This is a genomic window from Halomonas sp. MMH1-48 (assembly GCF_022348105.1).
Classification (GTDB): domain Bacteria; phylum Pseudomonadota; class Gammaproteobacteria; order Pseudomonadales; family Halomonadaceae; genus Vreelandella; species Vreelandella piezotolerans.
This window is the reverse complement of record NZ_JAKRFL010000005.1, coordinates 145331-158264: the sequence shown is the minus strand read 5'-3', so window position 1 is coordinate 158264 and position 12934 is coordinate 145331. Positions and strand designations below refer to the sequence as shown.

Annotated in this window: 15 protein-coding genes; 11 read left to right on the top strand and 4 right to left on the bottom strand. The window is 56.7% G+C overall.

What is annotated here, in order from left to right; all coding sequences use genetic code 11:
• The first annotated feature begins 19 nt into the window (after positions 1-19).
• The 6 genes from MHM37_RS07230 (at position 20) to MHM37_RS07205 (ending at position 5432) form a co-directional block, all read left to right on the top strand.
• Positions 20-559 carry a YaeQ family protein gene (locus tag MHM37_RS07230; RefSeq protein WP_153842458.1) on the top strand — a complete coding sequence of 180 codons (540 nt, stop codon included), beginning with the start codon at positions 20-22 and terminating at the stop codon, positions 557-559.
• A 304-nt stretch (positions 560-863) separates the two neighbouring features.
• Positions 864-1802 (top strand): lipid A deacylase LpxR family protein, encoded by a 939-nt coding sequence (locus MHM37_RS07225; RefSeq protein ID WP_231125531.1) that lies wholly within the window; start codon positions 864-866, stop codon positions 1800-1802.
• Between the two features lie 54 nt (positions 1803-1856).
• Positions 1857-2177 (top strand): hypothetical protein, encoded by a 321-nt coding sequence (locus tag MHM37_RS07220; protein WP_153842290.1) that lies wholly within the window; start codon positions 1857-1859, stop codon positions 2175-2177.
• A 61-nt stretch (positions 2178-2238) separates the two neighbouring features.
• Complete coding sequence (locus tag MHM37_RS07215; RefSeq protein WP_139525336.1) at positions 2239-2778, top strand: YetF domain-containing protein; 540 nt, start codon at positions 2239-2241, stop codon at positions 2776-2778.
• A gap of 71 nt (positions 2779-2849) precedes the next feature.
• Positions 2850-3167 (top strand): DUF6693 family protein, encoded by a 318-nt coding sequence (locus MHM37_RS07210; protein ID WP_153842291.1) that lies wholly within the window; start codon positions 2850-2852, stop codon positions 3165-3167.
• A 156-nt stretch (positions 3168-3323) separates the two neighbouring features.
• A complete protein-coding gene (locus MHM37_RS07205; RefSeq protein ID WP_219863818.1) occupies positions 3324-5432 on the top strand; it encodes a TonB-dependent siderophore receptor in 2109 nt (702 codons plus the stop codon).
• Positions 5433-5533: 101 nt separating this feature from the next.
• Here the strand turns inward: MHM37_RS07205 and MHM37_RS07200 are convergent, their stop codons facing one another.
• The 4 genes from MHM37_RS07200 to MHM37_RS07185 form a co-directional block, all read right to left on the bottom strand.
• Positions 5534-5764, bottom strand: coding sequence for a DUF2798 domain-containing protein (locus MHM37_RS07200; RefSeq protein ID WP_139525338.1), 231 nt, complete (start codon positions 5762-5764; stop codon positions 5534-5536).
• A gap of 23 nt (positions 5765-5787) precedes the next feature.
• A complete protein-coding gene (gene yghU, locus MHM37_RS07195) occupies positions 5788-6648 on the bottom strand; it encodes a glutathione-dependent disulfide-bond oxidoreductase (RefSeq protein WP_239296142.1) in 861 nt (286 codons plus the stop codon).
• A gap of 249 nt (positions 6649-6897) precedes the next feature.
• Positions 6898-7323: an organic hydroperoxide resistance protein gene (locus MHM37_RS07190; RefSeq protein ID WP_153842292.1), complete on the bottom strand. Its 426-nt coding sequence runs from the start codon at positions 7321-7323 to the stop codon at positions 6898-6900.
• A gap of 127 nt (positions 7324-7450) precedes the next feature.
• The gene (locus MHM37_RS07185; protein ID WP_139525341.1) at positions 7451-7900 is read right to left on the bottom strand and encodes a MarR family transcriptional regulator; all 450 of its coding nucleotides are present in this window, start codon (positions 7898-7900) and stop codon (positions 7451-7453) included.
• Positions 7901-8208: 308 nt separating this feature from the next.
• On the opposite strand from MHM37_RS07185, the gene MHM37_RS07180 reads away from it, so the two are divergent.
• The 5 genes from MHM37_RS07180 (at position 8209) to gntR (ending at position 12899) form a co-directional block, all read left to right on the top strand.
• Complete coding sequence (locus MHM37_RS07180; RefSeq protein ID WP_153842293.1) at positions 8209-9282, top strand: TRAP transporter substrate-binding protein; 1074 nt, start codon at positions 8209-8211, stop codon at positions 9280-9282.
• Between the two features lie 71 nt (positions 9283-9353).
• A complete protein-coding gene (locus MHM37_RS07175) occupies positions 9354-9980 on the top strand; it encodes a TRAP transporter small permease (protein WP_139525343.1) in 627 nt (208 codons plus the stop codon).
• Between the two features lie 5 nt (positions 9981-9985).
• Positions 9986-11266, top strand: coding sequence for a TRAP transporter large permease (locus MHM37_RS07170; protein ID WP_139525344.1), 1281 nt, complete (start codon positions 9986-9988; stop codon positions 11264-11266).
• A gap of 57 nt (positions 11267-11323) precedes the next feature.
• The gene (locus MHM37_RS07165) at positions 11324-11824 is read left to right on the top strand and encodes a gluconokinase (protein ID WP_153842461.1); all 501 of its coding nucleotides are present in this window, start codon (positions 11324-11326) and stop codon (positions 11822-11824) included.
• A gap of 79 nt (positions 11825-11903) precedes the next feature.
• Complete coding sequence (gntR, locus tag MHM37_RS07160) at positions 11904-12899, top strand: gluconate operon transcriptional repressor GntR (protein ID WP_153842294.1); 996 nt, start codon at positions 11904-11906, stop codon at positions 12897-12899.
• The last annotated feature ends 35 nt before the right edge of the window (positions 12900-12934 follow it).

Genomic DNA, 12934 nt, shown 5'->3' with positions numbered 1-12934 from the left:
TTCGAACGAGACCTTCGCCATGGCGCTGAGCGCTACCCCTTATAAAGTCGACGTTAACCTGACCGACCTGGACCGCAGCGTTTTCGAAACGCTGCGCTTTACGGTGGCTCGCCACCCCTCCGAAACGGAAGAACGTTTATGCGCTCGGCTGATTGCTTATGTCCTATGGTACAGCGAATCGCTGGCATTTGGACGTGGGTTATCGGATGTCGACGAACCCGCCTTATGGGAAAAAAGCCTGGATGGCCGAGTGCTGCACTGGATCGAGGTCGGTCTACCCGACGCCGAGCGTTTGATCTGGTGCTCGCGCCGCGCTGAGCGGGTGTCCCTGCTGGCGTATGGCCGCGTCGATATCTGGGAGAGTAAGGTGCTACCGGCCGTTGCCTCACTGAAAAATGTTCACGTCGCAGGGTTGCCGCAAGAGGCGCTGGCCACCGTTGCTGCAGATCTTCCCCGTGCGATTAATTGGGCCGTCATGGTTAGCGACGGTTCGCTGTTCATCACCGATGAAAATGGCCAGCATGAGATCACCCCGCAGTGGCTATTGCGGGAGCGTTGAAGCATCTTGTGCTAAGTTTTGATGGTCGGGCGATGGGTCTGCCCGCCATGAAAGGGACTTCTTTTGGGCACGGTGGATGCGACAAAGCAATGTAGCTTGCTATCTAATTGTGTAATTACATACAATCAGCAATGTTTGTTGTTCCCCTGTGTCCCTGACTACCTGCTTCAGCACTCAACTCAAGGAATGAGCCATGATGCCCTCTGTTCTATGTTCCCGCGTTGCCCGTGGTAACGCCCCTGTTCATCAGAAAAAGCGCTACGCAGGAGGTCTCCGTAAAGCCATCCTGCCGCTGGTGCTGCCTATGACCCTGCTGCCCGCCGTGGCGCCCGCCGACGACAGTGCGCTGTCCATCAAGTTCGAAAACGATGGGTTTGCCAGCAGTGATGATGGTCACTTTACCAGCGGTTTCGAGCTGAACTGGATGTTTACCCCCGAGCCGCAAAGCTGGACCCAGCGTTTGGCTGTGGCGTTACCCGATAGCCTGATTGGCGAAGCGGATCGCGCCTCGTATCGCTTGGTACATCAAATTTACACTCCCAATGTGATCGAGCGCCGCGACTTGATCGAAGACGACCGCCCCTATGCGGGGTTAGTGTACGGGGGCGTGTCGCTTTACGAGGATAAAGCGGTAGGCCGCTGGCAGCAGGCGACGGATCTGCATCTAGACGTTGGTTTGGTGGGGCCTTCATCACTGGCAGACAGTATTCAGCGCGAAGTGCACCGCGTGACCGACAGCGACCGTCCGCGCGGTTGGCGTAACCAGCTGGGTGACGAGGCCATCCTCAACCTGACCATGCGCCGCCAGTGGTGGCATGATGCGCCATTGGCCGGCAAGCAGTTTTCTCATGGGCCAAGCGTTGGCGCGGCGCTGGGTAATTTGTATACCTACGCCAGCGCGGGTTATAGCGTGCGTTGGGGGGACGATGCGCAGGGAGTGCCGACGCTAACGCCCAATCCTGGCAGCCGCCATCAGCTCGAGGGCACCCGCGGGTGGCAGTGGTACCTGTTTGCGAACGTGGAAGGGTACTACATGGCGCAAAACCTGACGCTCGATGGCAACACTTTCCGCAACAGCCACTCGGTCGATCGCAACGAATGGGTGGCCGAGGCGTCTGCCGGGTTGGCACTGGCCTGGGATGCGTGGCAGGTGACCTACGCGGCCGTTCAGCGGACCCGAGAATTCGATGGGCAAGACGAGCAGGATAAATTTGGCGCACTAACACTCACCAGACGCTTTTAAGACCTTCATCGATAGCCGGTGGGCGCGGCTTTAGGGGCTAATAGGGGGAGGGCGATGGCCAATCAGTATCCTCACACGCCAGATGGCCGCTATTTCGTTGCCAAGAATCGGCTTTGGCGTTGCACCGACCCGCGCCTCTCGGAAGGGGAGAAGCGCCTCCATATCAAAGCGCTGATGAAAGCGCGTCGGGCGGTACGCAGCGCTCAGCAACAGGAAGATGAACATGCGCTGCGCCAAGCGCGTCAAGCGGTACAAGCAGCGAAAGAAGCGTTAGGGGAGCGCGGGCCCGTATGGTGGGAAGATGGCGCGCCTGATGAGGGTGGCCTTGCGCCTCACAATAGCTCCTACGCCCAGTGGTGGGCGTCGCGCTCCTAACCCACGGTTGCTACCCTGAGCAGTGGAAGAGATAGATGTCTTCACTTAGGAGTAGTGACATATGGAGATGGTTTTTTTTAGCAGTTGGGAAAGTTTAGGTCGCACGCTGATCGTAGGCGTGCTTGCCTACGCGGTGCTGATCGTATTTTTACGCTTGTCAGGCAACCGTACGCTTTCCAAAATGAACGCCTTCGATCTGATTGTGACAGTGGCGTTGGGGTCGACGCTGGCCACGGTACTGTTGTCCAAAGACGTGGCGCTGGCCGAAGGGGCGCTGGCGTTGGGGTTACTGATTTCTCTACAGTTCATAATTACGTGGCTAAGCGTGCGCGTGAGCTGGGTCAAACGGGTAGTCACCGGTGAGCCGCTCTTACTGCTGTACGAGGGCGAGCTGTTGCTCGACGCGCTCTACAGGGCGAGGGTAACACGCGATGAAGTTCGCTCTGCCGTGCGCAGTAGCGGGTTAGCCAGCCTCGACGCTGCCCAGGCGGTCGTGCTGGAGACCGATGGCTCGCTGAGTGTGGTGAAGCGTAGTCGCCGAGCAGATGAGTCCAGTCTGGCTGGCGTGCGAGGGGCTAGGTGTGAAGGCTGGGAGCGATAGTCATCGTTCACGGCGAGCTTCGACGATGGTACGCTGCGCTCCCTCTTTCTATTACCGTGCAAGGGCAACCCGTGAACGTAAAAGCGGATCTTTCGATTTTGGACATCATCGGCCATTTGTTGATTTGGGTGGTATTGACCCTGATTACCTTTGGCATCGCGCTGTTTTTCTTTCCTTATTCGTTTGCTCGCTTCGTGATCAATCGCACCCGTGTGATCGATAACACGACGGGCATCGAGCGGAGAATGGTGTGCGATATCAATATTTTCAGTAATTTGGGGCATATCATTCTATGGATGGTGATCTCGTTTCTCACCTTGGGACTTGGTTATATTTTCTACTTTTACCGGGTGTGGAACTACGCCCTGAATAACGCTCGCCTGCAGTAATCTCTCCGGTTGTACTTCCCAACAGCGCCACGACACTCCCTCTGCCGAGCATCGGCAGGGGAGTGTGTGTCATTGACAACCCATGTACAACTCCCTATATTTGCGTGAATAAAAATTACTATCATTAATATTAATATTCGCTCCGGGATCTACATGATGAAAACCACACCTAGCTTTCGACTGCGGTCACTTGGCGTTGCGGTCGCCCTTGCGTCTGCTGCTTCGGTATCGGCAGCCAATGCACAAGACAATGCGTCTGATAGCGTCAATTTAGAAACAGTGGAAGTGACTGCAGACGCTGCAGGCCGCTTTGGTTATAGCGACGCCGAGCGCGAACCTGGCGTAGGCAAGTTGGATGTTCCCCTGGCCGAGCAGCCTTACTCCATGTCCGTCATCGACCAGGAGTTCATTCAGGATAGCGGTGCTAAAAACATTCAGGATGCACTGCTTTATACTCCCGGCGTCTATGCGGGCAACTTTGGCTTCGACACCCGTGGCGACAGCGCCAAAGTGCGCGGGCTGGATGCCGGTCGCTATTTGGATGGCCTGCGTCAAGTATACGGTTCTTACAATACGGTTCGCACCAATGTATACGCTCTAGAAAGCGTAGAGGTGCTACGCGGTCCCTCTTCCATGCTGTACGGTCAAGCGGATCTGGGCGGTATCATCAACGGTGTCTCGAAGCTGCCGCAAGAGGAGCGCAGCGGTGAAATATGGGCCCAGTATGGCTCTTATGACCGCAAGCAGCTCGCAATGGACGTGACGGGGGCCGCTGATGAGGATGGTGAGTTTCTGTATCGGCTCGTCGCGTTGACCCGCGATAGCGATACCCAGGTCGATCACGTCGAAGATGATGGCTATTTGTTTGCGCCTTCATTTACCTGGCGCCCCAGCGATGACACCCATATCACGCTGCTGTTCAATCGTCAGGAGAACAAGGGGCAGGTGTCGGCACAGTTTCTTCCCCAAGTAGGCACCTTGGAACCAGGGTCACTCGGCTTCATTGGCTCGGAACGCTTCGTCGGAGAGCCTGGTTGGGATCGTTATGACCGCGAAAAAACCGAAACCACGCTGTTCGTCGATCATCAGCTCAACGATGACTGGGCGTTTGCCGCCACCGCGCGCTATACCGACTCCAGTACCGAGACCCGCGAGCACTGGGTCGACATTCCCAGTATTCCCGATGCGGATGGCAATGTCAGTCGCACCATTTTTACGGCGGATGCCCAAACGCGTATTCTCAATATGGATGCTCGTCTGGAAGGCTCGTTCGAACTCGGTAACACCCAGCACACGCTCATTGCGGGTGTCGACCGTCAGGACGCCCGCTGGTCGCAGGATAACTATAGTTCGGTGCCCGGTGGTGGTGGTCAGTTCAACGTCTACAACCCCCAATATGGCAACTTGCAGTTAGATTCATTGAACCCCACCGATCGTCCGGATAATGAAATCGAGCAGGTCGGCATCTACGTAGCCGACCATATCGAGGTAGGGCCGGTGGTGGTGTCTGCTGGCCTGCGTCGTGACTGGGCGGAGAACCGGACGCTGGCGCTGTCTGGGCCGGATACCGTCAGCGATGAGGGCGAAACCACGGGCCGCGTGGGGTTGATGTACCGTTTCGATAACGGTTTCTCGCCTTACGTGAGCTATTCGGAAGCGTTTGCCATGAACCTGGGTACCGACGGGACGGCCAATCCGAGTCCGTTGAAACCCACGACCGGTGACCAAGAAGAGGTTGGTTTCAAGTACGTCTCTCCTGATCAATCGTTGGCCATTAGCGCTGCCTATTTCGATATTACGCAGCAAAACCGTATTAGCGACGGCGTTACCCCCGGCGGTGTCGAACAGCTAGGTGCCGTGGTCGATGGCTGGGAACTACAGGTCAACAAGCGCTGGCAGCAGTTTGAGACCCAGGTGGCCTACACTAACTTGAACGCTAGCAACGATAGTACCGGCACGCGGTTACCCTACGTAGCCGAAGAGCAGGCTTCCTGGTGGAACCGCCTGTACGTTGGCAGTAACTGGCGTATTGGCGCTGGCGTGCGCTATGTCGGTGACAACGTCGGCTCTGGCGGTGCGCCGGTGGTGCCCTCTAGCACGCTATACGATGCAATGGTCGGTTACACTATGGGCGAGTGGGACTTCTCGGTGGACCTGAAAAATGCCACCGATGAAGAGTACGTCTCCTGGTGCCGTTATGACGGCGGCGACTGTGGCTACGGCGACCGCCGCAGCGTCACGGCCAACGTACGCTATCAGTTTTAAGGTAAACGATGCGTGACGCGCGTTGGCGAAACGTCACATACACAACGGGGCCTGCTCATCGCAGGCCCCGTTGTTTTTTGGAACTCGACGTGATGCCACGGTTAGTGTGGCCGCTTGATCAGCAGCTTCACTAAACGCCGCACGATAGGGGAGACTAGATTGATGACCGGCAGCGCGACGGCAAAGGCAAACAGCCACGCTTTGAGCCAAATCATCACGATTCCCTCGACGAGGCCCACGTTATACAACGTAATCACCAGCGACATGATGCATGACATGAATAGCGCCATCAGGCATGAAAATATCAGCTGGGCGTATTTCGGATCGAACATCGTGCGTTTCCTAAATACGCGAATCAACGCTTGTCTTCGGTTTTTTCAGTAAAATCGCTGGCGTCATGGCGCTCGTGAAGCTGCTCGCTGGGCTCGCCCCAGGTGCGGTTCACCATACGGCCTCGCTGTACTGCGGGGCGGGCATCTATCTCTTCCGTCCAGCGCAATACGTTGGTGTACGTATGCGCTTCTAGGAACTCGGCCGCCTCGTATACGCGGTTCTTAACCAGCGCGCCGTACCAAGGGTGAATTGCCATGTCGGCAATCGTGTATTCATCGCCCGCCATGAAGCGGTTGTCGGCCAAGTGACGATCCAGCACGTCTAGCTGACGTTTGACTTCCATGGTGTAGCGGTCGATCGGATATTGGTACTTCTCTGGTGCGTAGGCGTAGAAGTGTCCAAAGCCGCCGCCCAGCATCGGTGCGCTGCCCATTTGCCAGAACAGCCAAGAGAGACACTCGGTGCGCTTGGCGGGGTCTGTCGGCAGGAACTCTCCGTATTTCTCCGCGAGGTACAACAAGATGGCCCCTGATTCGAACACGCGCTGGGGTGGGGTCACGCTGTGATCCATCAGCGCCGGGATCTTCGAATTGGGATTCACCTCGACGAAGCCACTACCAAACTGATCGCCTTCGCCGATTTGAATCAGATGCGCATCGTATTCGGCGGCGGTGACGCCTTTTTCAAGCAGCTCTTCGAGCATGACCGTCACTTTGACGCCGTTAGGTGTCGCCAACGAATAGAGCTGTAGGGGGTGCTTACCAACGGTTAGCGGCTTTTCGTGGGTCGCGCCTGCCACCGGGCGGTTGATATTGGCAAACTTGCCGCCGTTGCCCGGCTCCCACTTCCAAACCCGCGGTGGCGTGTAGGTCGTATCGCTCATAATAGCCTCGCTGTTGAACAGGTGATAAGTGCAGTACCAATTGCCTAGCTTGCTAAGTTGTGTCTTTTTAATGGGGACGTAAAACCTGGGTACAAGGGTAGTTCGCGTGTTCGTCAAATAAAAATATACAGGGCGTATAGGGGGACTGACGGTAGGAGCTGTCTGGATGACCCGCAAGGGTAAAAGAAAGCGCAGAGCAGATGCAGTGTCGCCGCCTTGCCGATTGGCAAGGCGGCAAAGAGAGCGGCTTTACACCAGTGTCAGCGTGACATCGATGTTGCCACGAGTGGCATTGGAGTAGGGGCAAACGATATGCGCTTTATCGACCAGTGCCCGCGCAACGTCCTTCTCAAGACCCGGCAAGCTGATTTTTAGCTCTACTTCGATCCCAAACCCCGTGGGGATAGCGCCAATGCCTACGCTACCATCGATCTGAGTATCTGTGGGCAGTTTGACTTTTTCTTGGCTGGCCACGTGCTTCAGCGCGCCTAGAAAGCAAGCGGAGTAGCCTGCCGCAAACAGCTGCTCTGGGTTGGTGCCGTCGCCACCTGCGCCACCCAGCTCTTTGGGGGTGCTCAGTTTGACATCCAGCGCGCCATCGGAGGACTTGGCATGGCCTTCACGGCCACCCTTGGCGTGAGCATGTGCACGATAAGCAATCGTTTCAATCGACATAGACGTCTCCTTTTTTGGTCGTTAAGTGGGTCATGCTGGGATAATGATCTGTTTTAATTTAGTCCAGCTTTGTTTTGCGCGCAATATAATTGAGCGGAAAAACGTTTCCCATTGAAAAAGCGGGTCGTCATTTTGCTTTTTGCAAACTCTCACGCAGCTGTACTAAGTCCTCTTTGAGCTGCGTCAGGGCCTCGACCGATTTCTCACTGGCATTCACTACGCAGCTAGGGATGTGGCGAGCCTGTTCGCGCAGCGCCCGGCCTTTGTCGGTGAGAAAGAGCTCGACGACGCGCTCATCTTGCACGCTGCGCTGGCGGCGCAGTAGCTGGTCCGCCTCCAAGCGTTTGAGCAGTGGAGTGAGTGAGCCAGGGTCCGTCAGCAGTCGCTTACTCAGCGCGCCAACGGTAATGCCATCTTCTTGCCATAGCACGAGCATGGCGAGGTATTGCGGGTAGGTCAGCCCTAGCTCTTTCAAAAGTGGTTTATAGATTTTGGTCATCGTCAACGACGTTGAATAGAGGGCGAAACAGAGCTGGTGATCGAGCTCAAGTTCGCTGCAAGGGTCTAACGCAGGCATGTGGACTCCCAGACGAAATGCATAGTGGGTAATGTAGCGCGCCAAACGATGAGTGGCTATCCCTAGACGTTGGTCGTAAGTGAGCAGTTTTGTTTTGACACCCCGCCAAGCGATCGCTAGCCTTCGCTTATTGAATGTTACCGGTAACAAAAAAGGCGTAACCCGTCGATTAGCCGCAGCATTCATATTGACGCGTTATTCGATAAAGCGAATGAAGACGCGGCTCGCTCGGGTGGCAGATAAACGCTCAGCATCTCAGTACACCACTGCTCAACATTTAACAACAATGAATGTTTGGAGATAACGTCATGACAGCGATTTGGCGCAGCACGCTTACTCTGGTAGGCGCAACGACTCTGACCTTTGGTATGGCTCATGCCCAAAGTCCCGAGCTTTCCGATCCGCCCGCCATCGAAGGGGATATCGTCGCCGACCACGGTAGCCACACGCTTCGTATGGGTATTGGTTTGTCGGAAACGTCCCCGCAGTTTCTCTCTAGCCAATACTTTGGCGAGATTCTAGAGCAGCGCACCGAAGGCCGTATCACGGTCAACGTGTTCCCCAACAGCCAGTTGGGCGACGATGTTCAGATGATGGAAATGCTGCAGACCGGCACGCTAGACATGACCTATCCCTCCAGCTCAGCCACCACTGGCTACGTTGAAGAGCTGTCTGCTTTTGATCTGCCGTTCCTGCTGCCCAGCCGTGAAGCCGCCATTGCCGTCATGCAGAGTGACGTAGCGCAGGAAATGCTGGATAAGTTCGAGGGTACCGGCCTGAAAGCATTGACGTTCTCTGAGAATGGCTACCGTCAGCTCTCCAACAGCGCGCGTCCGGTCGAATCGCCGGAAGACGTCGCCGGTTTGGACGTTCGCGGTTTGAGCGTGCGCACCATGCAGAATCCGGTGCACTTGGCGATTTGGGAAGCATTAGGTGCTAACCCCACGCCGATGGCGTTTGGCGAGCTGTTCTCTGCCCTAGAGCAGGGCGTGGTCGATGGCCAGGAAAATCCCTGGAGCACCATCCTGACATCCAACTTCAACGAAGTTCAGGATTACGGCACCGAAACTCGTCACGTTTATACACCGTTCATCATGATGTTGTCCGAGCGTACCTGGGACCGTATGGCACCCGAGTACCAAGAGCTGGTGCTTGAAGCCGCGCGTCAATCCGCCGAGTACGAAATTCAGCTCTCTGCTGAGTATGACGACTGGTCCCGTGAGCAGTTAGAAGCCCGCGGTATGCAAATCACTCGCCTGAGCGATGAGCAACTGGCCGCGTTCCAAGACGCCGTGCAGCCCGTTTATGAAGAGTGGGCACCGCGCATTGGCGAAGATCTGATCGCTGAAATTCAACAGATCGTTGAAGATGCCAGCAACTAATACGCACCATTAAGCGCGCCATCGGGCAGGCCATTGTGCCTGCCCGACTTGTCAGTGCCCTTGGAGTTCTTATGACATCCTCCTCAACACCTCCCAACGCTGATCCCTCTTTGGCAGCGCCCATCATGGAAGATCCTTCGGTTTACCTGGACGATCCCAATCGCAAGCTGCTGGAAATCGATACCGACACGCGCCAGGGCCCTGCGCTGTTTCGCTGGTTAACGCTGGGTATGGAATATCTGATTGGCATGATCTTGGTGGCGTTGATCGTCGCGGTGTCGAGCAACGTGGTGGGCCGCTCGCTGTTCAACCACTCGCTCCCCTGGGTCGATGAGCTGGCGCGCATGCTGTTCATTTGGCTGGTCTTCATTGGTGCGGCGGCCGCGTTCGCCCGCTATGAACATATTGCTGTGGATGCGCTGGTGCGGCGTCTGCCGCTGCGCTTCGCACACATGCTCTACTGCCTGCAGCACCTGATCATTACGGGTTTGATGCTAGTGATGGTGTTTGGTGGTTATCAAGTCTTGTCACGCTCCAGCGGTCGCTCGGCCATCATGGGCGTGCCGCTCAGCCTTGTGAGTCTTTCCCTCGTGCTATGCGTTGCCTTCATTGCCGCCGTGTCACTGTGGCGGGTATGGATGAGCATACGCGTGATCGTTCAACCACACGACCCATCGACCAAAGCGCAAGGGGAGTAATCGACATGCTGTGGATTTTTCTGGCTATTTTATTGGTCTCGATCATCATCGGCTTACCTATCGCTTTTGGTTTGGGAGTCGCGGCGCTGGTGATGGCCGTCCTATCGGATATTCCGCTCTCCATCCTGATCGAGCAGTCCATCCGTGGGGTGAATAGCTTCCCGCTACTGGCCATTCCGTTCTTTATTTTGGTCGGCGAGGTCATGAGTAACGGCGGCATCGCGCGCCGTTTGATGGAGTTAGCCGGTGCGCTGGTCGGCTTCATGCGCGGTGGCTTGGGGCAAGTGGCCATCACTGGCTCGATGTTCTTTGGCGGCATCAGCGGCTCGGCAGTGGCCGATACAGCGGCCACTGGCTCGATGATGATTCCCTCGATGAAGCAGCAGGGCTACACCGCTGCCAACGCCACGGCGATCAATACCGTTTCATCGGTGATCGGGATCATCATTCCTCCTTCCATTCCACTGATTCTGTACGGCATCGTAACGGAAACGTCCATTAGCCGCCTGTTCATCTCCGGTATCGTTCCGGGGTTACTCATCGGTGCGGCCTTGATGGTCACCACCTTCATTCTGGCCAGCAAGCAGGGTGGCGGGGTGCGGCAATTTCGCTGGGACGTGCTCTGGAAAGCCTTCAAAGACGCTTGGCTGGCCCTGGTGCTACCGGTCATCGTGATTGGCGGCATCATTGGCGGTGTGTTTACGGCCACCGAAGCGGCGGTCGCTGCACTGCTTTACTCGCTGGCAATTTCGCTGCTGGTGTATCGTGAGTTCAAACTCTCAGAACTGGTCGGCATGCTGATTCGTACCGCCAGGCTCTCCGGTATGGTGATGATGCTGTTGGCCTTTGCCACCGTGATTGCCTGGTTCTTGACCATCAATATGGTCCCGCAAACCCTGGTACGTCAGGTACAGGCGATTACTGAAGAGCCTTTTTTGCTGCTGCTGATCGTGGCGGCCCTGCTTCTGATCGTCGGTTTCGTGATGGATCTGACCCCGGCCATGGTCATCATGGCGCCGATGCTGGCACCTATCGTCACCTCGGTGGGTGTGGATGCCGCTTACTTTGGCGTGCTCATGGCCTTCATTCTGGGAATTGGGCTACTCACGCCGCCGGTGGGCACCTGTCTTTACGTGGGCTGTGGCGTGGGTAAAGTCTCCATGGAGTCTTTGGTCAAGGCCATGTTGCCTTACTATGCCGCGCTGCTTGTGGTGCTGGTGCTGCTCATCGCCTTTCCAAGCATCGTGACTTGGTTGCCCGACCTCACCGCCGTGCGCGGTAACTGATAGGAGCCGCGTGTGACGACTGATTCAAATCATAACGGCTCATATCGCATTCTCGTCATGGGGGTTTCTGGATCGGGAAAATCGCATATTGGTCAGCAGTTGGCTGCGACGCTAGGTGCCACCTTCATCGATGGCGATGATCATCACTCGCCCGCTAACGTGGCCAAAATGGCCAGCGGCACACCGCTAAACGACGATGACCGCCGCGACTGGTTGGCAACTCTGGCCATGCTGTTTGCTGAGTTCAAAGCGCGAGGCGAATCGGTGGTGATTGCCTGCTCTGGTCTCAAGCGGCGCTACCGCGACCGCTTGCGAAAAGGGGATAGCGAACTGCGAATTTTGTACCTGGAAGGCACCCACGAGCTACTGCGGAAGCGCTTGGAAACCCGAGCCGGGCACTTTTTCAAAGGCGATAACATGTTGGCCAGCCAATTGGCCGACTTGGAGCCGCCCCAGGTAGACGAAGCCGTGACGCTCCCCATCAGCTTAACGCCTGCGGTGATCGTGGAACGTTTTAGCGCTACGCTCGCGCCCACGCCGCGCCGCTCATTAGGCTAAAGGAAGGGATAGGCGGCGGGCCCTGCTATTCGCTATGGTAGGGTTCGAGCGCCATCCATTGTACAAGGCAGCGACGCCATTGAAGAAAAAACGCCCTACATTACAAGATATTGCTGATCGCGTTGGTGCCACCAAGATGACCGTTAGCCGCTGTTTACGCGACCCGGAAACGGTATCGGAAGGGCTTCGAGAGCGCATCTTCGGCATCGCCGAGCAGCTTGGTTATATACCCAATCGTGCCCCGGATCTGCTCTCCCGCGCGACCAGTCACTCGATAGGCGTACTGGTCCCCTCGTTGACCAACCAAGTATTTGCCGACGTCATCGTGGGGATCGAAGCCCATACCGAACCGGCAGGCTATCACTTGATGCTCTCCCACTACGGCTATAGTCAGGAGCTCGAGGAGCGCAGCCTTGCCTCGCTACTGTCGTATAACGTAGATGGGGTGATTCTCTCTGACCATGATCACACGCCGCGCAGTCTACGCATGCTGGAAACGGCGGGTATTCCCATCGTCGAGATCATGGATACCCACCGCCCGCCCCTGCAGCAGGCAGTAGGCTACGACAATGTACGCGCCGCTTACGACATGGTCAGCGAGATGATTCGCCGCGGTCGTCGTCAGGTGATCTACCTCGCCGTTCGGCTCGATGAGCGTACCCGGCAACGGGAGCAGGGGTATCGCCAAGCCATGGAAGAGCAGGGGCTCACGCCGGTGACCTTGCAGAGCAGCCAGCGCTCCTCCTATACCGTCGGGGCCGCGCTGATGCAGGAAATTCAGCGCGACTACCCAGAAGCAGACGGCATTTTTTGTACCAACGACGACGTAGCCGTAGGGGCTTATTTCGAGTGTCGGCGTCAGGGCGTCGACGTGCCCGCAAGGATGGCGATTGCCGGCTTTCATGGGCACGACGTGGGCCAAGCGATGTCACCCCGCTTGGCCAGCGTCGTGACGCCCCGCCAAGCCATCGGTGAGGCGGCCGCCCAAGCGTTGTTGGCGCGCATTCGTGGTGAGACGTTGGCGCAGAGAGTCGTGGATTTGGGATACCGCATCGAAGCAGGCGACACGCTATAGCGGCGCGACCAAAAATCGATTGGCGGTGCATCAGA

Coding starts and splice junctions, on each gene's coding strand:
- MHM37_RS07230 (WP_153842458.1), top strand. CDS start 20: ATGGCGCTGAGCGCTACCCCTTATAAAGTCGACGTTAACCTGACCGAC.
- MHM37_RS07225 (WP_231125531.1), top strand. CDS start 864: ATGACCCTGCTGCCCGCCGTGGCGCCCGCCGACGACAGTGCGCTGTCC.
- MHM37_RS07220 (WP_153842290.1), top strand. CDS start 1,857: ATGGCCAATCAGTATCCTCACACGCCAGATGGCCGCTATTTCGTTGCC.
- MHM37_RS07215 (WP_139525336.1), top strand. CDS start 2,239: ATGGAGATGGTTTTTTTTAGCAGTTGGGAAAGTTTAGGTCGCACGCTG.
- MHM37_RS07205 (WP_219863818.1), top strand. CDS start 3,324: ATGAAAACCACACCTAGCTTTCGACTGCGGTCACTTGGCGTTGCGGTC.
- MHM37_RS07200 (WP_139525338.1), bottom strand. CDS start 5,764: ATGTTCGATCCGAAATACGCCCAGCTGATATTTTCATGCCTGATGGCG.
- yghU (WP_239296142.1), bottom strand. CDS start 6,648: ATGAGCGATACGACCTACACGCCACCGCGGGTTTGGAAGTGGGAGCCG.
- MHM37_RS07190 (WP_153842292.1), bottom strand. CDS start 7,323: ATGTCGATTGAAACGATTGCTTATCGTGCACATGCTCACGCCAAGGGT.
- MHM37_RS07185 (WP_139525341.1), bottom strand. CDS start 7,900: ATGCCTGCGTTAGACCCTTGCAGCGAACTTGAGCTCGATCACCAGCTC.
- MHM37_RS07180 (WP_153842293.1), top strand. CDS start 8,209: ATGACAGCGATTTGGCGCAGCACGCTTACTCTGGTAGGCGCAACGACT.
- MHM37_RS07175 (WP_139525343.1), top strand. CDS start 9,354: ATGACATCCTCCTCAACACCTCCCAACGCTGATCCCTCTTTGGCAGCG.
- MHM37_RS07170 (WP_139525344.1), top strand. CDS start 9,986: ATGCTGTGGATTTTTCTGGCTATTTTATTGGTCTCGATCATCATCGGC.
- MHM37_RS07165 (WP_153842461.1), top strand. CDS start 11,324: ATGGGGGTTTCTGGATCGGGAAAATCGCATATTGGTCAGCAGTTGGCT.